This window comes from Comamonas sp. w2-DMI (genome assembly GCF_040187735.1).
GTDB lineage: Bacteria > Pseudomonadota > Gammaproteobacteria > Burkholderiales > Burkholderiaceae_C > Comamonas > Comamonas terrae.
Map to the genome: position 1 here is coordinate 70479 of NZ_JBANEL010000012.1, position 18895 is coordinate 89373.

At 67.9% G+C, this 18895-nt stretch carries 14 protein-coding genes; 5 read left to right on the forward strand and 9 right to left on the reverse strand.

The features are described 5' to 3' along the window. Positions 1-15 precede the first annotated feature (15 nt). Entirely contained in the window at positions 16-966 is a 951-nt protein-coding gene (locus V8Z74_RS14040) for an AEC family transporter (protein WP_349709681.1), read from the forward strand. A gap of 570 nt (positions 967-1536) precedes the next feature. Here the strand turns inward: V8Z74_RS14040 and V8Z74_RS14045 are convergent. The 3 genes from V8Z74_RS14045 to hemE form a co-directional block, all read right to left on the reverse strand. Next, the gene (locus V8Z74_RS14045; RefSeq protein ID WP_066480054.1) at positions 1537-2658 is read right to left on the reverse strand and encodes an asparaginase; all 1122 of its coding nucleotides are present in this window, start codon (positions 2656-2658) and stop codon (positions 1537-1539) included. A gap of 210 nt (positions 2659-2868) precedes the next feature. Continuing rightward, complete coding sequence (priA, locus tag V8Z74_RS14050; protein WP_349709682.1) at positions 2869-5037, reverse strand: replication restart helicase PriA; 2169 nt, start codon at positions 5035-5037, stop codon at positions 2869-2871. Between the two features lie 764 nt (positions 5038-5801). Continuing rightward, positions 5802-6902, reverse strand: coding sequence for a uroporphyrinogen decarboxylase (gene hemE, locus V8Z74_RS14055; RefSeq protein ID WP_349709683.1), 1101 nt, complete (start codon positions 6900-6902; stop codon positions 5802-5804). A 235-nt stretch (positions 6903-7137) separates the two neighbouring features. On the opposite strand from hemE, the gene V8Z74_RS14060 reads away from it, so the two are divergent. Next, positions 7138-7998 (forward strand): GNAT family N-acetyltransferase, encoded by an 861-nt coding sequence (locus V8Z74_RS14060; RefSeq protein ID WP_349709684.1) that lies wholly within the window; start codon positions 7138-7140, stop codon positions 7996-7998. 54 nt (positions 7999-8052) lie between these two features. Here V8Z74_RS14060 and V8Z74_RS14065 read toward each other — a convergent pair whose 3' ends face one another. Then, positions 8053-8565 (reverse strand): hypothetical protein, encoded by a 513-nt coding sequence (locus V8Z74_RS14065; RefSeq protein ID WP_349709685.1) that lies wholly within the window; start codon positions 8563-8565, stop codon positions 8053-8055. 240 nt (positions 8566-8805) lie between these two features. Continuing rightward, positions 8806-11061, reverse strand: a complete 2256-nt coding sequence (locus tag V8Z74_RS14070) for a protein-disulfide reductase DsbD family protein (RefSeq protein WP_349709686.1) — start codon at positions 11059-11061, stop codon at positions 8806-8808. Positions 11062-11369: 308 nt separating this feature from the next. On the opposite strand from V8Z74_RS14070, the gene V8Z74_RS14075 reads away from it, so the two are divergent. Further along, positions 11370-12344, forward strand: coding sequence for a Bug family tripartite tricarboxylate transporter substrate binding protein (locus V8Z74_RS14075; RefSeq protein WP_349709740.1), 975 nt, complete (start codon positions 11370-11372; stop codon positions 12342-12344). Here V8Z74_RS14075 and V8Z74_RS14080 read toward each other — a convergent pair. Continuing rightward, positions 12331-13986 (reverse strand): MATE family efflux transporter, encoded by a 1656-nt coding sequence (locus tag V8Z74_RS14080; protein ID WP_349709687.1) that lies wholly within the window; start codon positions 13984-13986, stop codon positions 12331-12333. The two genes, V8Z74_RS14075 and V8Z74_RS14080, sit on opposite strands and share 14 nt — an antisense overlap. A gap of 95 nt (positions 13987-14081) precedes the next feature. Between V8Z74_RS14080 and V8Z74_RS14085 the strand changes: the two genes are divergently transcribed. Continuing rightward, positions 14082-14960 (forward strand): creatininase family protein, encoded by an 879-nt coding sequence (locus tag V8Z74_RS14085; protein ID WP_349709743.1) that lies wholly within the window; start codon positions 14082-14084, stop codon positions 14958-14960. 118 nt (positions 14961-15078) lie between these two features. Here V8Z74_RS14085 and V8Z74_RS14090 read toward each other — a convergent pair whose 3' ends face one another. From V8Z74_RS14090 to V8Z74_RS14100, 3 genes are all read right to left on the reverse strand, one after another. Beyond that, positions 15079-16077 (reverse strand): Bug family tripartite tricarboxylate transporter substrate binding protein, encoded by a 999-nt coding sequence (locus tag V8Z74_RS14090; protein ID WP_349709688.1) that lies wholly within the window; start codon positions 16075-16077, stop codon positions 15079-15081. A 107-nt stretch (positions 16078-16184) separates the two neighbouring features. Continuing rightward, positions 16185-16694, reverse strand: coding sequence for a hypothetical protein (locus tag V8Z74_RS14095; RefSeq protein ID WP_349709689.1), 510 nt, complete (start codon positions 16692-16694; stop codon positions 16185-16187). Between the two features lie 97 nt (positions 16695-16791). Further along, entirely contained in the window at positions 16792-17466 is a 675-nt protein-coding gene (locus V8Z74_RS14100) for a histidine phosphatase family protein (protein WP_349709690.1), read from the reverse strand. Positions 17467-17754: 288 nt separating this feature from the next. On the opposite strand from V8Z74_RS14100, the gene V8Z74_RS14105 reads away from it, so the two are divergent. Beyond that, the gene (locus tag V8Z74_RS14105) at positions 17755-18792 is read left to right on the forward strand and encodes an extracellular solute-binding protein (protein WP_349709691.1); all 1038 of its coding nucleotides are present in this window, start codon (positions 17755-17757) and stop codon (positions 18790-18792) included. Positions 18793-18895: the final 103 nt, after the last annotated feature.

Below are 18895 nucleotides of genomic sequence, written 5' to 3' on the forward strand. Positions count from 1 at the left end.
GGTGAGAATTTGCCGGTGCTGTCCGTCCTCCTCATCACCTTTCCCTTCTTCGCGCTCGTGGCCTGCGGCTTTGCGGCCACCTGGCGCGGCGTGCTGCCCCAGGCGGCGATACCGGGGCTCAATGCCTTCGTGCTGTATTTCGCGCTGCCCTGCATGCTGTTTCGCTTCGGCGCGCAGACGCCGATAGCCCAGCTGCTCGACGCCAACGTGACGACCGTCTACCTGCTGTGCGCGCTGCTCATGGTGGGCGCGACGGTGGCTCTCACGCGCCGGCGCCTGGGCTGGAACGACGCGGCCTTCGGCGCGCTGGTGGCGGCCTTTCCCAATACCGGCTTCATGGGCGTGCCCATGCTGGTGGCGCTGCTGGGGGCGCAGAGCGCGGGCACGGTCATCGTGACCATGGCCGTCGACATGGTGATCACCACCTCGCTGTGCATTGCGCTGTCGCGGCTGGACCTGTCGGGCGGCCACGGCGTGGCCGTGGCGCTTCGGGGCGCGTTCAGGGGCATGGCGTCCAACCCCATGCCCTGGTCCATCGTCCTGGGTGGCGTGGCCTCCGCCCGGGGCTGGGCACTGCCCGCCCCGCTGGACAAGACCGTGGCCATGCTGGCCGCCGCGGCCTCCCCCGTGGCGCTGTTCACCATAGGCGCGGTGCTGGCGCGCTCGCAGATGAACAGCCACGAGCGCGTGGCCGCGCGCGAGTATGTGCCGATCGCGCTGGCCAAGCTCATCATCCATCCGCTGCTGGTCTGGGCCGTGGGCAGCGGCGCCATGGCCCTGGGCCTGCCCCTGGGCCGCGAGGCCTTCGTCACCCTGGTGCTGCTGGCCGCGCTGCCCTCGGCCAGCAATGTCTCGCTGCTGACCGAGCGCTTCGGCGCCCACAGCGGCCGCGTGGCCCGCATCATCCTGGTGAGTACGGCCCTGGCCTTCCTGAGCTTTTCGGCCGCCGTGGCGCTGATGACCTGACCCAATTTGGCGGCATGCCTGATTGGCGTACAGAGGCCGGGATTTCGCCCCGGCAGGCGACCTGCTTTCTTGTGCAAGAAAGTAGGCAAAGAGCACAGCCCCTACTGCCCACGACCCCTTCGCTGTGCTACGGGGCAACCTGCGCCGTCAACCTCTTGGGGCTGTGCGGCCCAACTCACCGCGCGCCTGTGGCGCTACGTCCAGACAAACGGCCGCAAGTCAGAGCACGAAGCGTCTGCACTCTGCGGTGCAGCCGCGCGCCCCAAGAGGCCGCCGTCGCAGGCGTGGTCACAAGGGGCAATACCGGATACGGGATAGCTTCTTTCGGATCTGATAGCTGTCAACGCTTGTTGGATAAGCGTTGGAAGCTGATTGCAGCGCAACTTATTGGATGAGATTACCCTGCACAGGCAAGACCCGCGCAAGGCGTTTTCAATACCTCACCCACCCTGACGCTCGCATCGCCCCTTTCGCAAGGGATGCCGAGCAAGAGCCGCCTCGCAGCGAAGGCATCGTCCCCCTCCGAGAAGCTGAGAGGGGGAAGGCGCGCCGGCGCCTCAGGGGGAGCGATCAATACTCCCAGAACATCCGCTGCAGTTCCTTGGTGCTGGCACCCTTGGTCAGCGCCAGCATGGTCAGGATGCGGGCCTTCTCGGGGCGCATGTCGTGGGCCACGACCCAGTCGTACTTGTCGTCGGGCTGCTCGGCATTGCGCAGCACGAAGCCGTAGGGCACGCGCGAGGAGCGCACGATGAGCACGCCCTTGGAGCGCGCGTCCTGCAGCGGCTTGACCATGCGGTCGGCCACCGAGCCGTTGCCCGTGCCGGCATGGACGATGGCCTTGGCGCCGCTGTCCACCAGGGCGTTCACGGCCGTGGGCTGGACGCTGCCGTAGGCATAGACGATGTCCACCTGGGGCAGCTTGTCGATGCTGTCGATGTTGAATTCGGAGTTGTTGGTGTGGCGCTTGACGGGTGCGCGGAACCAGTAGTTCCTGCCTTCCACGACCATGCCCAGCGGGCCCCACTGGCTCTTGAAGGCGCCGGTCTGGATGTTGATGTCCTTGTTCACGTCGCGCGCGGTGTTGATTTCGTCGTTCATGGTGACGAAAACACCCTTGCCCTTGGCATCCTTGGAGCCGGCCACGCTGACGGCATTGACCAAGTTGAGCGCGCCGTCGGCCGACAGGGCCGTGCCGGGGCGCATGCTGCCCACGACGACGATGGGCTTGTCCGTGTGCACGGTCAGGCTCAGGAAGTAGGCGGTCTCGGCCAGGGTGTCGGTACCGTGGGTGACGACGATGCCGTCCACGTCGGACTGCTTGGCCAGCTGCGACACGCGCTTGGCCAGCGTCAGCAGGTTGTCGTTGGTGAAGCTCTCGGAGGCGATCTGGAACACCTGCTCGCCGCGCACGTTGGCAACCTGGGCCAGCTCGGGCAGGCCGGCCAGCAGCTTGTCCACCGGCACCTTGGCAGCGGTATAGGTGGCGCTGTTGACGGTGGAGGCGCCGGCACCGGCAATGGTGCCGCCGGTGGCCAGCACCACCACCTGGGGCTTGGCGGCAGTCTGGGCGGCCGCGGCATTGGCGGCGGGGGAGGCGTCCTGTGCCAAGCTCAGCGCGGGTGCGCCTGCAAAGCCGGCAAAAGCGATGGCTGCGGCCATCACGGACATGCGAAACGATTGGAAAGCCATGTGTGCTCCGTTGGGTGAAAAACGGCCTTGTGGACCGAGGCACGCACGATGCACGAGCGCGGCGGGCTTGGCATTGGAACAAACACCGATAGGAGCGTTGCAGCGAAATGGCTAAAAGTGCTATCGAAAAGAAAGCGGAATGCGTATGACTGCAGGTGCTTTCAGTGCAATTTATGCTGTGGTCCGCATGGGGTCATGCGCAATCGGCCTTCAGATGGAAAGCGGGTCCACATCCACCAGCCAACGCACGATGGCGCGGTGCTCGCCCTGGCCGCGCAGCCAGTGCAGCCAGGGCTGCCAGTGGTTCAGAAAACGCAGCAGCGCGCCGCGGCTGGTGGCTTCCAGCAGCATCTGCGCCCGTTCCACATTGGCCACGCGCTGCACGGCCATGGGAATCGGCGGATAGATGAAGACTTCGTCCAGCCAGGGCAGCTGTGCGTCGCGCGCGGCCTGCGTGGCCGCGTTCAGGAAGGCCTGGGCGGCTTCCTGCGTCCTGGCGTCGGCGCGCACGATGGCCTGGAAGGCATAGGGCGGCATGCCGGCATCCTGGCGCTCCTGGAGCTGGCGCGCGGCAAAGGCTTCGTAGTCGTGCTTTTGCAGCGCCGCATAGACCGGGTTGGCGGGGTCGTGGGTCTGTATCCACATCTCGGCCCGGCTGCCCTGGGCGGCCACGTAGCCGGCATCGCGCCCGGCGCGGCCCGCGGCCTGCATGAGCAGGCAGAACAGGCGCTCGGGAGCGCGGTAGTCGCTCGAATACAGCGCACTGTCGGGCTGCACGGCGGCCACCAGGGTGATGCGCCGGAAATCATGGCCCTTGGCGACCATCTGCGTGCCGACCAGCACGTCGATGTCGCCCGCATGCATGGCGGCCAGCTGCTCCTGCAGCGCCCCCTTGGCGCGCGTGGTGTCGGCGTCGATGCGCGCCACGCGCGCCGGATTGCCGTCGGGGCGCTGCACATTGCGCAGCACGCGCTCCAGCTCTTCCTCCAGCTGCTCCGTGCCCTTGCCCAGCGGCAGGATGTCGGGGTTGCCACAGGAGGGGCAGGCAAAAGGCACGCGCTGGGTGAAGCCGCAGTGGTGGCAGCGCAGCGTGCGGTCGCCCTTGTGGAAGACCTGGTGCGCGCTGCAGTGCGGGCAGTCGCTCTTCCAGCCGCAGTCGGCGCAGAACAGCACGGGCGCGAAGCCGCGGCGGTTGAGCAGGACCAGGCTTTGCTCGCCGCGCTGCACGCGCGCGGTGATGGCTTCGAGCAGCGGGGGCGAGAACACGGCCTTGCGCGGCTGCTGGGTCATATCCACCAGTCGGACCCGGGGCAGGGCGGCGGCCCCGATACGGCCGGGCATGGCGAGGCGCAGGTAGCGGCCAGCGCCTCCCTCTGCAGTGGGGCTGCTGGCATGCCAGCTTTCCAGCGAAGGCGTGGCGCTACCCAGGATGACCTTGGCGCCCGCGTCGCGCCCGCGCCAGACGGCCAGGTCGCGGGCCGAGTAGCGCGCACCTTCCTGCTGTTTGTAGCTGGCGTCGTGCTCCTCGTCGACCACGATCAGCGCCAGCCGCGGCAGGCTGGCGAAGATCGCCATGCGCGTGCCCAGCACGATGCGCGCGCGGCCCGTGTGAGCGGCCAGCCAGCTCTTGAGGCGCTGCGGGTTGGTCATGCCGCTGTGCATGCTGACCACAGCCTCCGCGCCGTATAGTGGCGCAAAGCGGGCCGTGAAGCGCTCTTCGAGCTGGGGCGTGAGGTTGATCTCGGGCACCATCACCAGCGCCTGGGCCTGCGGATTCGCCTCCAGCACGGCCTGTACGGCGCGCAGATAGACCTCGGTCTTGCCGCTGCCCGTACTGCCGTAGAGCAGAAAGGGACCGGGGTTTTGCTCGATTTGCGAAAAAACGCTGGCCTGTTCTGCGCTCAGTGCTATGGATGGGATAGCGGCTGGCTGCTGCGGCCGGACCGGTTCGCAGGCTTGCGGCTCGGTTTCCGTCTCCGCCTTGCTCTTGCGGGACTTCCTGGCCGGTTTCGGCGGGGCGAGCCGGCGCGCCAGCTGCTCGGCCGTCATGTCGCGCAACTGCGGCGGCAGGGCGGTGACGGCAATCTCGCCCACGCTGCGCTGGTAGTAATGCGCGGCAAAGGCCACGAGCCGGCGCCAGCCCGCGTCCAGGGGCGCAATGCCCGGCAGCACGCAGGCCACGCTGCGCAGTTCCAGCCCTTCGGGCAGCGGGGCAGGCGCGGCCGGCGGCTCCCACACCACGCCCAGCAGTTCGCGCCTGCCCAGCGGAACCCGCACCAGCGTGCCGGGAGGCAGGACTTCCTCGCTGGCGTAGCTGAGCAGTTCTCCCACGGCGCTGTGCGCGGGGGTTTGAACGGCGATATGGGCGATATGGGGCATGGGGCAGAAACAGTGGGCGGCGAGCAAAGGCCCCGCGAAAAAGGTGCATCCGGGATGCAAAGGCCGCCCGGCGGGCAGGGCTCAGAGCATACGCGTGAACCCTTTCGGCAGGCTCTATAGCAGGTTTTGAGGCCCTGCATGGCTTCCGGGCCTGTGGATAACTTTGTGAGGAAAAGCCGGCTGCGGGTCTGGCCAACGGATCTTCAATACTTTCTATCGCTACCGCCAAGGTCCATTGGAAGAAGTTTAAATTTATATAAAACAACAACTTATATGAAATAAAAACGCCGCGCTCCGTCGTGCCTGAGCCTTTGGAAGCGCATTCGCCGCTTGTGCACATCTGTGCATAAATCAGCCATGGGCGGGCTGTCAAGCGCGCTCTTCCCTAGACCAAAATGCCGGTAAATCCGCCAGCAAAGCGCAAAAGTCGCTAAAAAAATAGCATGAATGCATGGAGGCTGCGCGGTCCGGGCGCTGTGGAATACAGAGGTGTGGATAACTTTTTCCTACACGCCCTGCTTGCGGTTTCCTGCAGAAGCCGCGCGGTGCGCGAAGCGGCGGGCCGAATGGGGGAAGTGCGGAATTTTCTACTTACGGATCAATGACTTGCGGACCGGATCAAGGCTGTCGCGGCCCCGCGATAGTCGCCCTATAACCATTTGAAACAGTAGGATTTCCGACATTAGGACCGGTGCGGCAAGCAAAAAGGACCCGAAGGTCCTTGTTGCAGATATGAAACGTGCTGGTCCCTGTGGATCGCGCTCTCAGCGGCCGGCGCGCTGCTGGCGCGAGTAGCCATGCACGGCCTCGACCAGCGCCGCCACATGCTCGGGCGGGGTGAACTGGCTGATGCCGTGGCCCAGGTTGAAGATATGGGTCGGGCCGGAGGTGGTGTAGTCCGTGTGTGGCGTACCGAAGCTGTCGAGCACGGCGCGGACCTGCCCGGCGATGCGCTCGGGCGGTGCGAACAGCACGTTCGGGTCGATATTGCCCTGCAGTGCCTTGGTGTCGCCCACGATGGCGCGCGCATGGCCCAGGTTGGCCGTCCAGTCCAGGCCCAGCACCTCGCAGTCCATGTCCTTCATGTCGGGCAGCCAGATGCCGCCGCCCTTGGTGAAGACGATGCGCGGCACGTCGGTGCCGTCCACGCCGGTGCGCTTGAGCTGGGCCAGCACGCGCCGGGTGTAGGCGAGGCTGAATTCCTGGAAGGCGCCATCGGCCAGCACGCCGCCCCAGCTGTCGAACACCATCACGGCCTGGGCGCCTGCGTCGATCTGGGCATTCAGATAGGCGGCCACGCTGTCGGCATTGACGGCCAGGATGCGGTGCATCAGGTCCGGACGGCTGTACATCAGGCTCTTGACGAGGCGGTAGTCGTCGCTGCCCTTGCCTTCGACCATATAGCAGGCCAGGGTCCAGGGGCTGCCCGAGAAGCCGATCAGCGGCACGCGGCCGTTCAGGGCCTGGCGGATGCTGGTGACGGCATCGAACACATAGCGCAGCTTGTCCATGTCGGGCACGGCCAGCTGTGCCACGGCGGCTTCGTCGCGCACCACCTTGGCAAAGCGCGGGCCTTCGCCCTCGGCGAACGACAGGCCCAGGCCCATGGCGTCGGGCACGGTCAGGATGTCGGAGAACAGGATGGCCGCATCCAGCGGAAAGCGCTCCAGCGGCTGCAGCGTGACCTCGGTGGCGTAATCCACGTTCGTCGCCAGTCCCATGAAGCTGCCCGCCTTGGCGCGCGTGGCCTTGTATTCGGGCAGGTAGCGGCCCGCCTGGCGCATCAGCCACAGCGGCGTGTACTCGGTCGCCTGGCGCCGGCAGGCGCGCAGGAAGGTGTCATTGGTCAGGGGGGCGAAACTCATGGCCGTGATTGTCGCCCACTCCGGCGCAGCCATTGCGTGCATTCCCGAGCAGGGCAGTTCCCACAAATCTGCAGCAGTCCGGCGGCCGCCCGGTGAGACGACGGAAAGCCTGTCATGCAACCGTCATGCAACTGTCGTGCAGGCTTCACGCGCGTTTTCAACAATGGCGGCACGCAGGCATACCGTGTGGCACAGGCAGGCCGCCAACTGCGTCCAACATCAGAGGAAAGCAGATATGAGGCACCCCGACGTTCTTGATGTGCTGGACACCCAGCCGAACACCTCGCCCCAGTCGCCATTCGTTCCGCTTTCCTCGCTCAACCCTCTGGTTTCCCACGCTCCGGCCAAGGCAGCGGCGCCGAAGCTGGAGGTGCGCTGGGCCCGCCATCTCGACGAGGTCCGCCAGGCCCAGCGGCTGCGTTACCAGGTCTTTGCCGAGGAAATGGGAGCACTGCTGCAGACGCCGCTGGCCGGCCACGACATCGACGCCTTCGACGACTTCTGCGAACACCTGGTGGTCTACGACACCGAGCACGAAGCCGCGATCGGCACCTATCGGCTGCTCACGCCCGCCCAGGCGCAGCGCGCGGGCGGCCTGTACAGCGATCAGGAATTCGACCTTTCTCCCCTCCATGCCTGGCGTCCGCACATGGTGGAGCTGGGCCGCAGCTGCGTGCATGCCGGGCACCGCCAGGGGGGCGTGATCCTGGCGCTGTGGGGCGCACTGGCCGAATTCATGCAGCGCAACCGGCTCGAAGCCATGGTGGGATGCGCCAGCATTCCCATGCAATACCCGGGCCTGGCCCACGGAGAGGGCCCGGCGCGCGTATGGCAGCAGTTGCGCTGCAGCCATCTGGCCGAGCCCGCGCTGCAGGTCCGTCCCCGCGTGGCACTGCCCGAGCAGCTGGCCCACGTGGGCACCAGCGCCGCACCGGTGGAGCCGCCGGCGCTCATCCAGGGTTATCTGCGCGCTGGCGCCAAGGTGCTGGGCGCACCGGCATGGGACAGCGACTTCAATACGGCCGACCTGCCCATCATGATGCGCATGCAGGACCTGCCGGCGCGCTACCGCCGCCTGTTCGGACGCAGGGGCTGAGCGGCCTGCTGCAGGCGACCCCTACAGCTCAAGCAAAGTCCCCGCCGTTCAGGCTCAGGCTTGCACCGGATCGCCGAGGTTTTCGGCCAGCAGTCCCAGGGCCGAGAACCCCATGGCCAGCATGGTGAACACATAGGTGGCCGTGGCAATGCCCAGGCTCAGGCTGTAGCCCCACTGCAGAACGTCGCAGGCCCAGGTGGTGTGGGGGTAGATGGCCATGCAGCGGCTGGAGGCCGGCATGTGCACATACCAGGTCACGGAGACCAGCATCAGCACCAGCACCATGGCGGCATTGCGCAGTCGGTGGGCGGGCGAGACCTGCATGCACATGATCAGCACCACGGGGATTGCGGCGCCCCAGACGAACATCATCAGCCAGCTCAGCAACGGCACCTGGGCCAGCAGCGACTGCAGCCAGGCCATCTTGGGCAGCTCGTTGATGGCGGCCAGCACATCCCAGACGAAGGGCAGTGCAAAGCCGGCGACCGCCAGGCTGGCCAGCGCCAGTGCACGCAACAGGTTCTTGCTGCGCCTGGAGGGATGAGAAAGGGAGTGAAGTACATGCATGGCCCACCTCCTGTGCGGTGCAGGACTGGCAGTGGCCGCATGCATGGAAAGGGCGGTGTCCGAAGGCGCGGCCGCTGCGGCGCCTGGTGTCTGGAATGCAGATCCCCCGGACGAGCCCAGTCTAGTCCTTTTGCTCCGGGGGCGACATAGGGCGCAAGCCTGGGCCGTCGTAGGCGGATTGTCGACCGTCAAGCTGCCGTCAGCACGGTATCAAAATGCACAGCGGCCGGCGCCCGCAGCCTATAGCGTGCCCAGTGCCTCCATGACTTCGCCGCGCGTCAGCAGCTCGGTCATCACCACGGGCTGCTTGCCTGGCGCGTAGAGCACGTACACCGGCACGCCGCTGCGGCCCAGCGCATGCAGCGCCTGGGTGATGGCCGGGTCCTGGCGCGTCCAGTCGGCGCGCAGCAACTGCACCTGGTTCTTCTCGAAGGCGGCCATCACGTCGGGATGGCTGAGCGTGGTGCGCTTGTTGACCTGGCAGGTCACGCACCATGCGGCGGTGAAATCCACGAACACCGGCCGGCCCTGGGACCGGGCGGCCTGCACGCGCTCGGCCGACCAGGGCTGCCAGAGTGATTTGTCATCGGTCCGGGCGCTGGCAGCGGGCGCTTCGGCGGCGATCAGCGGCACCGCATGCCACAGCAGTCCGGCCGACAGCAGCAGCACGGCGGCGGACAATACCCAGCGCGTGCGGCCCTGCAGGTGCAGCGCCCAGATCAGCGCGCTCATGGCCAGCAGCAGGGCCAGCAGGGCCGCCGCGCCGTCCACGCCGCTTTGCTGGCCCAGCACCCACACCAGCCAGACCACGGTGGCGAACATGGGAAAGGCCATGGCATGGCGGAAGGTCTGCATCCAGGCACCGGGCCGGGGCAGCCAGCGCACCACGGCAGGCACGAAGCAGGCCAGCAGATAGGGCAGGGCCATGCCCACGCCCAGGGCGGCAAACACCGTCAGCGCCTGCAGGGCCGGCATGTCGATCGCGAAGCCCAGGGAGGCACCCATGAATGGCGCCGTGCAGGGCGAGGCAATGGCCACGGCCAGCACGCCCGAAAGAAAGGAGTCGGCGACCGGATGGCGCGCCTGCACCGAGGCCAGGCGCCCCGGCAGCAGATTGCCGAACTCGAACAGGCCTGCCAGATTCAAGCCCAGCAGCGTGAACAGCGCGGCCAGCAGCGCCACGACGGCCGGGGATTGCAGCTGAAAGCCCCAGCCCAGTTGCTGGCCCGCAGCGCGCAGTGCCAGCAGCAGCGCGCCCAGGGCCAGGAAGGACAGGATGACGCCGGCCGCATAGGCCAGCCCGCCCAGGCGCTGGGCGCGGCCGTTGCTCCCGTGGCGGGCAAAGCCGATCACCTTGATGGCCAGCACCGGGAACACGCAGGGCATGAGGTTCAGGATCAGGCCGCCGACCAGTCCGCCCAGCAGGGCCGCCCACAGGCTGGCAGAACCGGTGGCGCCGCTGCCCGCAGGCGCCGGGGAGTCGGCCGCCGCCCGGTTGGCTTCCAGCGCCGCAGCCAGGGCCGGGGAGACGCTGGCCAGCGTGGCCGGCGTCCACTGGCCCTGAACGGCCAGTTCGCTGCGCCATGCCACGGGCCGTCCCTGGGCCAGCGCGGCGGCGCGCTCCTGCTGCGGCAGGGCCAGCACCACGGCCAGCTGTCCCGGTGTCTGGCCGCGCAGATCGGACAGCGGCAGGTTTTCACCGATCCAGGTATCGCCTTCCCAGCGCTGCTGCCAGTCCTTGCCCGGCTCGGCGGCGTGGTGGAAGGTCTCGGCGTTCTCGGGGTAGAAATCCAGCGGCTTGCCGCGCACGGCAGCGGGCAGGCCCGGTATCCGCAGGCGGATGCGGTCGTCCACGAGCTTGGCTTCGCTGGGCTGCGCGCCGGGCATGACCGTGGCCTGGCCGGCTGCGGCCAGCGCGGCAGGCTGCAGGGCCTGCGCCTGGGCAAAATCCTGGCTGTGGCTGGCCGTCGTGCCCTGCACGGGAATCTGCAGCTGGAATTCACCGCTCTCGGGAATGCATTCGACGCGGCAGATCAGCCAGTTGGCCGACAGGTGCACATTGACTTGGCCCGATGCCGGGGCCTTGAAGTCGTTTGCCACCCGGACCGGAACCGGCAGCAGCACCGTGTCCTCGTAGCCGTAGTTGACCAGCGGGCCCACGCGCAGCGCATGGGGTGCGGGCCAGGCGATGGAGCCGGCCGAAAGGCCGGCGGGCAGCTGCCAGCTGAATTCCGTGGGCAGGCCGGAGTCGCCCGCATTCTTCCAATAGGTATGCCAGCCGCTCTGGTGCTCCAGCCGCAGGCCCAGCCAGAAGGTCTGGCCCGCCACGATGCCGTCGGGCGCCTGGGCCACCAGTTCGGCGCGCACGCGCGGCGTCTGCACCACGGCTCCCTGGGCCGCCATGCCCTTGAGCACGATTTGCGCATGGGCGCTGCCGGAGAACGCGCAGGCGGCCAGCGCAAAGGCCAGCGCGAGCCAGAGCGCAAAGCGTTCCATGAAGCGCGAATGAAAATGCGTGTGGCGAGGCGGCAGTCCGGAGAAACGGAAGAGCGGTTGAGAAGGCATGGCGGACTGTGGGAGTCGGTGGCGGTATTTTGGTTCCCCGGCGGCAGGCGGGCGACGATTGGCAAAATCTATGCTTGGATAGGCGCATGGTATTGGACAACGCGCATGGCCGAACGCCATCATGGCCCGGCAAAGCAACAAGCCCGCCAAGAGGGCCTTCATAAGCCCCGGTAGGCCTGAATAGGCCTGCAGCATGCCCGCAAGGGAGCTCCGGCCGGCTACCACAGGAGACAAGCATGATGGTGAACCCTTGCCGCCGCCGCTTCCTGGCGGCCGCTGCCGCTGCAGCCGCCTGCGAACTGCCCTTGCATGCCGTGGCAGCGCCCAGCTATCCGGACAAGCCGGTGCGCGTCATCGTGCCCTTCCCGGCCGGAGGCACCACGGACGTGGTGGCGCGGCTGGCCATGCAAAAGCTCGGCGAGCTCACGGGCCAGTCCTTCGTGGTGGACAACAAGGGCGGCGCCAACGGCGTCATCGGCACCGAACTGGCGGCCCGCGCCGCGCCCGACGGCTATACGCTGCTGATGAACACGGCCGGCGCCCAGACGCTGAGCCCCGTGCTCTACAAGACCAGCTACGAGGCGCTGGGCAGCTTCGAGCCCGTCAGCCACCTGTGCGACGTGGGCTTTGTGGTGATTGCGCGCACGGACCTGCCGGCCGGCAGCCTGCAGGAGCTGATCGCCATGGCCCGGCAGGGCAAGCCGCTGAGTGCCTCCTCGGGCAGCAGCATGATTTCGCTGATCACCGAGCAGTTCAAGAAGGTGGTTGCGGCTCCGGGCATCGTCAATGCCCAGTACAAGGGCACGGGCCCGCAGATGCAGGCCGTGGTCGCGGGCGAGGTGGATTTCTCGTTCGACTCCTTCACCTCGGTCGAGATGATCCGCTCGGGCAAGGTCAAGGCGCTGGCCGTGCTGCTGCCTCAGCGCGCACCGGCTTTCCCCCAGGTGCCCACCGTGCGGGAGCTGGGCGTCCCGGGCATGGATTTCAGCTCCTGGTCGGGGCTGCTCGCGCCCAAGGGCACTCCGCAGGAAATCGTGAACTACCTGGCCCAGCAGATGGACAGGATCATGCAGATGCCCGACGTGCTGGCCAAGCTGGCCGGCTACAACTATGTGCCGCGGCGCAGCACGCCCCAGGAGTTCGGGCGGCTCATCGCCGCCGACCACGAGCGCTGGAAGCGCATCGTCAAGGAAACGGGCATCACCCTGGGCTAGGCCTGCCCGAAGCCGCCTCCTTCATCCGGGCGGTCCGCTCCAGATCCGTGGCCTGGGTGGCCACGGGGCTGGGCGGCAGGCCCGCCACTTCGGCCGGTATGGCAATGCGCTCGCAAGGGCCGGACTGGTCCAGCAGCGCGTCGCTGTCCACGGGGACCATGGCGTCCGCATCCTCCTGGACCGGCTCCTTGTCCCGGCCGGGCGCGGCAGCTGCCGGAGCCTGGGCGCCAGATGGCAGCATGCGCGCCTGGCGCCAGTGGCCCCAGCGGTAGTAGGCCAGCATCATGGCCATGGAGCAGAACGCGCTGACCGGAAAGCTCCACCAGATGGCGTCCACGCCCAGGCTGCCCTGCAGCCACTTGGCCACGGGCACGCGGATGCCCCACATGGCAATGGCCAGGATGACGAGCGGGGGCATCACTGCGCCCGTGGAGCGCACCACGCCGGCCAGCACGAAGGTCACGCCGAAGAACAGAAAGGAGCCGATGGCGATGTGGTTGAGGTGGCGCGCCACCTCCAGCGAAGGGCTGCCCGTGGGAAGGAACCAGCCGAGCACGATGCGGTCCAGCAGCACGATGAGCGCGATCAACCCGCCCGTCATCACGATGTTGGCCAGCATGCCTGCGCGGGCCGTGGCGTTCACGCGCGGCCACAGGCCGGCGCCCACGTTCTGCGCGGCCATGGTGGAGCAGGCCGCGCCGATGGCCATGGCCGGCATCTGCACATAGGTCCACAGCTGCAGCGCGGCACTGTAGGCCGAGGAGGTGACCACGCCGTAGGCGTTGACCAGGGAGATCATGGCGATCATGGCCAGGGAGATCATCACCAGCTGCACGCCCATGGGCAGGCCCTTGGTGATCAGGGTGCGCACGATGCGCAGGTCGGGCTTGAACAGGCCCAGCTGGCGCCGTCCTATCCACAGCGGATGGCGGCGCTTGCGCAGCCAGGTGAGCAGGGCGGCGAAACTCAGTGCATTGGCGATCAGCGTGGCCAGGGCCGAGCCCTTGATGCCCAGCGCCGGCACCGGCCCCAGGCCGAAGATGAACAGCGGATTGAGCGACATGTCCAGCACCACCACCACGAGCAGGAACCAGAACGGCGTGCGCGTGTCGCCCGCGCCGCGCAGCACGGCGGTGACGAAGGTGAACATGAACAGCAGCGGAATGGCCAGGAAGATGATCTGCAGATAGGCCTCGGCCAGGTGCAGGGCCTCCTCGGGCGTGTTCATCCATTGCATGAGCGTGCGCGACAACGGCACGCCCAGGCTCGCGATCAGCAGCGAGACGGCACCGAAGAAGGTGGCGCTGGAACCCAGCACGCGCTTGGCCTGCCCCAGCCGCCTGGCGCCCATGGCCTGGGCCACCAGGATGTTGGTGGCCATGCTGATGCCGAAGATGGCGCCGATCAGCGCGAACATCACGTTGTTGGCATTGGCCGTGGCCGTCAGCGCGGCCTCGCCCAGGTGGCCGCCGACCCAGACGGCGTTGACCGAGCCGTTGAGCGACTGCAGCACATTGCCCGCCAGGATGGGCAGCGAGAACACCAGCAGCGTGCGGGCGATGGGGCCCCGGGTGAGATCCCGGGTGGGAGCGCCGGAAGAGGGCGTGCCGGGCGGGGCAGTGCTTTTCGTGCTGGAACTCATGCCTGCATTGTGCGGGAGGGGGGCGGCCACGCCTTGCCGGAGCGGGGCGCATGTGTTTGCAGTCGCAGGCCGCCGCAGCCCGCTACGATGGCGGCATGAACGCATCCGCCTCAACCGCCTCGACCCGATGGCCTGCCCGCTGGTGGGCCGAGGTCTCGGCCTACGATTTCGCGCTGGCGCAGACCAGCGGCCTGGCCGCCGACACCGTGGCCGTGCTGCCGGTGGCAGCGGTCGAGCAGCACGGTCCGCATCTGCCGCTCTCCGTCGACGCGCGCCTGCTGCAGGGCGTGATCGACGCGGCGCTGCCGCTGCTGCCCGCCGAGCTGCCCGTGCTCTTCCTGCCGCCGCAGAACATCGGCTTCAGCGTGGAGCACCAGTCCTATGCGGGCACGCTCACGCTCACGCCGGCCACGCTGATCGCGCTGTGGACCGAGCTGGGCGCCTGCGTGGCGCGCGCCGGGGTGAGGAAGCTGCTGCTGCTCAATGGCCATGGCGGCCAGGTCAGCGTGATGGACGTGGTGGCGCGCGAGCTGCGCCAGCGCCACGGCATGCTGGTCTACAGCAGCAGCTGGTTCTCGCTGGCGGACGATGCGGCCAACGCGCAGTTCTGCGCGCACGAGCACCGCTTCGGCATCCACGGCGGCGAGGTCGAAAGCTCGATGATGCTGCACCTGGCGCCGCAGGCCGTGCACATGGAGCGGGCGCAGAACTTCGCCTCCACCTCGGAACACCGCTCGCGCCACTACGAGCTGATCGGCAACGGCAAAAGCGCCAAGATGGGCTGGGCCATCGAGGACTACAACCCGGCCGGCGCCGTCGGCAATGCGGCGGCCGCCACGGCCGAGCGCGGCGCGGCCATGGTCGCGTCCTCGGCCCGGGGCCTGGCCAAGCTGCTGGGCGAGATCCATGCGCTGCCGCCGCAGGCCTGGGGGCAGACGCCCACGCCGCTGGCGCTGCCCGCGGACAAGGCATAGCGCCGTATCGGTATCGCTCTTTTTTCGGGAGCTTCTTTCGCACAAACAGCCTGCAATTGCAGGCTGTTTTTATTGGAAATCAAGAAATATCAGGCGCTAGCAGCTACGAAAAGCATAGTCACTGCTTGGGGATTCGGGCCTGGACGATCACATCGCCCCAGCGCTTGATTTCGGACTGCAGCAGCCTGGCCGTCTGCTCGGGCGTGCTGGCCTGGGCCTGGACGTTGAGTTCGCGCAGCTTTTTGGCGACTTCGGGGTGGTTCACGGCGGCGTGGATTTCCTTGTTCAGGCGCTCGATCACGGCCGGCGGCGTCTTGGACGGCGCGGCCAGCGCATTCCAGGACGAGGCCACGAAGCCCTTCACGCCGGACTCCTGGGCCGTGGGCACGCCGGGCAGCAGCGGCGAGCGCTTTTCGCCCGTGACGGCCAGCAGGTTCACGGCCTTGGAATGGATCTGGCCCATGATGGGCGTGAGGATTTCCACGGCCGCATCGATCTGCTTGCCGCGCAGCGCGGTGACCACGGCGGGCGTGCCGTTGAAGGGCACGATCTGCACGTCGATGCCGGCCGTGGTCTTGAACAGCTCGGCCGCCAGGTGCTGGGTGCTGCCCACGTTGATGCTGCCCAGGTTGAGCTTGCCGGGGTGGGCCTTGGCGTAGCTCACCAGTTCGCCGAGATTGCGGAAGGGCGACTTGGCATCGGTGATCACGCCGATGTCGAAATAGCCCAGCGTGGAGATCGGCGTGAAGTCCTTGACCATGTCGAAGGGCAGCTGGTTGAACAGGCTCACGGTCACGGCGCTGCCGTTGGACATCAGAAAGAGGGTATGCCCGTCGGGCGCGGACTTGGCCACGGTATCGGCGGCCACGATGCCGCCGGCGCTGGGCTTGTTGTCGATCACCACGGGCTGGCCCAGCTGGGTGGCCAGCTGCTGGGCCACCACGCGCGCCGTCACATCGGCCACGCCGCCGGCGCCAAAGGGCACGACGATGCGGATGGGGCGGCTGGACAGCCCCTGCTGGGCCTGGGCCCCTGCGGCCGACAGGGCCAGCGTGGAGAACAGGGCGGCGCCGGCGGCGGCATGCGCCAGGGTGCGGGTGAAGGAACGTCGTTTCATGCTTGTCTCTGCATAGGGCTCTTTATCCGGCCAGTGTGGCGCAAAAAGCCGCACCGGCCCAGTGCGCGCCCGTTCTGGCTGCTATGCCGATAGCGGATAGCGCGAGGCTAGTCCAGCAGCTGCACCTGCAGCATGCCCCAGTGGTGCAGGCATTCGCGCAGGATCAGCAGCGCCGCGGCGGCCTGCACGTCCTGCGGCTGGGCCTGGCCGGTATGCAGGCCCTGTTCGGCCTGGCCCGCCAGCACGGCAAACAGATGCTCGATGGCTTCGCGCGCGGCCCGTTGCGGGCCCGGATGCACGGGAGCGCCCGTGGCACTCAGCACCAGCTGGCGCAGCAGGGGATCGGCCGTGCACAGCGTCTGCACCTGGGCCGGCAGCCATTGGGCGGCGGACATGATGGCGTCCTCCACCTCGGCAATCCCGTTTTCCAGCGCCAGCGCGTCGGGCATACGGTCGCCGAAGGCATGGGCCAGCGTCTCCAGCCCTATGGGCAGGCCGTGCTGTTCGGTGCTGCGGCCCCGCCCATGGTGTATGCGCAGCTGCAGCTGCAGCTGCAGCGCGCCCAGGTCCAGCTCCACGCAGGGCTGTCCGGCATCGATGGCAAGGGCGGCGGTCATGCCGTCCGTTGTAGCGCAACGCGTGCGGCAACAATCCGCGCGTGGGTAATCAGGCGGCCAGGGCGGGCGCCCAGGCCATGCTTACAGGGCCCGGCGCTCAGGCATGCGTGGCCCAGCTGCGGTGCTCGGCGGTATCCAGGTGGTTGAGCGTGTTGAAGGTCTGCAGCATCAGCCGCTTGGGGCTGGTGCTGAATTCGGTCACGGCGCTGTTGCGCAGGCGCATGTTCAGCGCGATCGTCACCTCGGGCGAAGTGCCCAGCACCTGGCCCACGGCCGTGGAAATGGGGCCGCCGCTGCTGACGATGAGCACATTGCCGCCCGAATACTGGTGGCGCACCTGCTCCAGCACCTGGTGCACACCACCCGAGAAGGTGTCCCAGTCGGGCATGCCCTGGGGGCTGATGGTGCCGCCCATCCACTGGGCCAGCGCATCGCACAGCAGGCGGAAATGGTGGCGGAACAGCTCGGGCGTATCGGCCTTGGGCAGGGGCATGGGATGGATGGCCTTGAGCAGCGCATCGCTGTCGTATTCGTTGAGCCCCGGCACGGCCTGCACGGGGGTGTCCAGGCCGCCCAGGCCCTGGACGATGCCTTCCAGCGTCTGCCGGTGGCGCTTGAGGGTGCCCGTGAAGACGGTGTCGAATGTCAGGCCCCGTTCGCGCCAGTACTCGCCCAGCCGCACGGATTGCTCGCGGCCGCGCGCACTGAGCTGATCGTAGTCATCGGCGCCAAACGAGGCCTGGCCGTGGCGCACAAGATAGAGGGTTCCCATGGCGCGGATTGTGTTGCGCGGCCCGCGGGCCGCGCTGTCATGCGGGCGACCGGCTGGCGCGCGGGCGACAGGGGCTATCCCGCATGGGTTTTCCGGCCGGATGCCGGGCCCGGGGCAGGCGACAGGTTAAGATAACTGAGAGCCATTCTCAAAAACATAACAACACGCTCCGCTTTCACGACCGGCCACGGCACGGGCTGCTGCCCCGCAGCCCGTGCTGCCGCGCCCGTCCGAGGCGGGGCGTGTTCTTTCTTGTGCGCTGACCTTTGCGCTTTCCTGGAGAACCGAATGTTCCGACGACCCCTGTCTGCACTGGCCGCCGTTGCCGGCCTGTGCGCGCCCCTGGCCTTCGCCCATGCCGCGCAGGAGGAGCTCACGCTCTACACCACGCGCGAGCCCGCACTGGTCCAGCCGCTGCTGGCCGCGTTCACGGCCAAGACCCAGATCGGCGTGAAGACCGTGTTCGTCAAGGACGGCCTGCTCGAGCGCGTGAAGGCCGAGGGCGAGCGTTCCCCGGCCGACGTGCTGATGACCGCGGACATCGGCAACCAGCTGGACCTGGTGGATGGCGGCGTGACCCAGCCCGTTCACTCCCGAGCGCTGGAGGCAGCCATTCCCGCCCAGCTGCGCGGTGCCGACGGCCAGTGGTTCGCGCTGTCCATGCGCGCCCGCGTGCTCTATGCGGAAAAGGACTTGCCGCTCAACAGCTTCCGCTACGAAGACCTGGCCGATCCCCGGTGGAAGGGCAAGGTCTGCATCCGCGCGGGCCAGCATCCCTACAACACGGCCCTGATCGCGGCCATGATCGCGCATGACGGCGAGGGCCGCACCGAGCAGTGGCTGCGCGGCGTCAAGGCCAATCTGGCGCGCAAGGCCACGGGCGGCGACCGCGATGTGGCGCGCGACATCCTGGGCGGCATCTGCGACATCGGCCTGGCCAATACCTACTACGTGGGCCATATGAAGGCGGCCAGGGAAGGCACGGACGCGCGCAAGTGGGGCGATGCCATCAAGGTCATCAAGCCCACGTTTGCGGGCAGCAAGGACGGCGGCACGCATGTGAACATCAGCGGCGCCTCGGTCGCCCGGCATGCGCCGCACAAGGACAGCGCGGTCAAGCTGCTGGAGTTCCTGGTCTCCGAGCCCGCGCAGAACCTCTATGCCCAGGCCAACTACGAGCACCCGGTGCGCAAGGGCGTGGCGCTGGACCCCGTCGTGGCCCGGCACATCGGCGAGCTGAAGGTCGATGCGCTGCCGCTGCCCGAGATCGCCAGGTACCGCAAGCAGGCCAGCGCGCTGGTCGACAAGGTCGGGTTTGACAAGTAACTCCCCCTGAGTCGCTGTGCGCCTTCCCCCTCTCTCTACGCGCTTTGCGCTAGGGGAGGGGGACGACCGCCTCGCTGCGGGGCGGCCCTTGCTCGCTGTCCCT

Coding starts and splice junctions, on each gene's coding strand:
- V8Z74_RS14045 (WP_066480054.1), bottom strand. CDS start 2,658: ATGGCTTTCCAATCGTTTCGCATGTCCGTGATGGCCGCAGCCATCGCT.
- priA (WP_349709682.1), bottom strand. CDS start 5,037: ATGCCCCATATCGCCCATATCGCCGTTCAAACCCCCGCGCACAGCGCC.
- hemE (WP_349709683.1), bottom strand. CDS start 6,902: ATGAGTTTCGCCCCCCTGACCAATGACACCTTCCTGCGCGCCTGCCGG.
- V8Z74_RS14060 (WP_349709684.1), top strand. CDS start 7,138: ATGAGGCACCCCGACGTTCTTGATGTGCTGGACACCCAGCCGAACACC.
- V8Z74_RS14065 (WP_349709685.1), bottom strand. CDS start 8,565: ATGCATGTACTTCACTCCCTTTCTCATCCCTCCAGGCGCAGCAAGAAC.
- V8Z74_RS14070 (WP_349709686.1), bottom strand. CDS start 11,061: ATGGAACGCTTTGCGCTCTGGCTCGCGCTGGCCTTTGCGCTGGCCGCC.
- V8Z74_RS14075 (WP_349709740.1), top strand. CDS start 11,370: ATGGTGAACCCTTGCCGCCGCCGCTTCCTGGCGGCCGCTGCCGCTGCA.
- V8Z74_RS14080 (WP_349709687.1), bottom strand. CDS start 13,986: ATGAGTTCCAGCACGAAAAGCACTGCCCCGCCCGGCACGCCCTCTTCC.
- V8Z74_RS14085 (WP_349709743.1), top strand. CDS start 14,082: ATGAACGCATCCGCCTCAACCGCCTCGACCCGATGGCCTGCCCGCTGG.
- V8Z74_RS14090 (WP_349709688.1), bottom strand. CDS start 16,077: ATGAAACGACGTTCCTTCACCCGCACCCTGGCGCATGCCGCCGCCGGC.
- V8Z74_RS14095 (WP_349709689.1), bottom strand. CDS start 16,694: ATGACCGCCGCCCTTGCCATCGATGCCGGACAGCCCTGCGTGGAGCTG.
- V8Z74_RS14100 (WP_349709690.1), bottom strand. CDS start 17,466: ATGGGAACCCTCTATCTTGTGCGCCACGGCCAGGCCTCGTTTGGCGCC.
- V8Z74_RS14105 (WP_349709691.1), top strand. CDS start 17,755: ATGTTCCGACGACCCCTGTCTGCACTGGCCGCCGTTGCCGGCCTGTGC.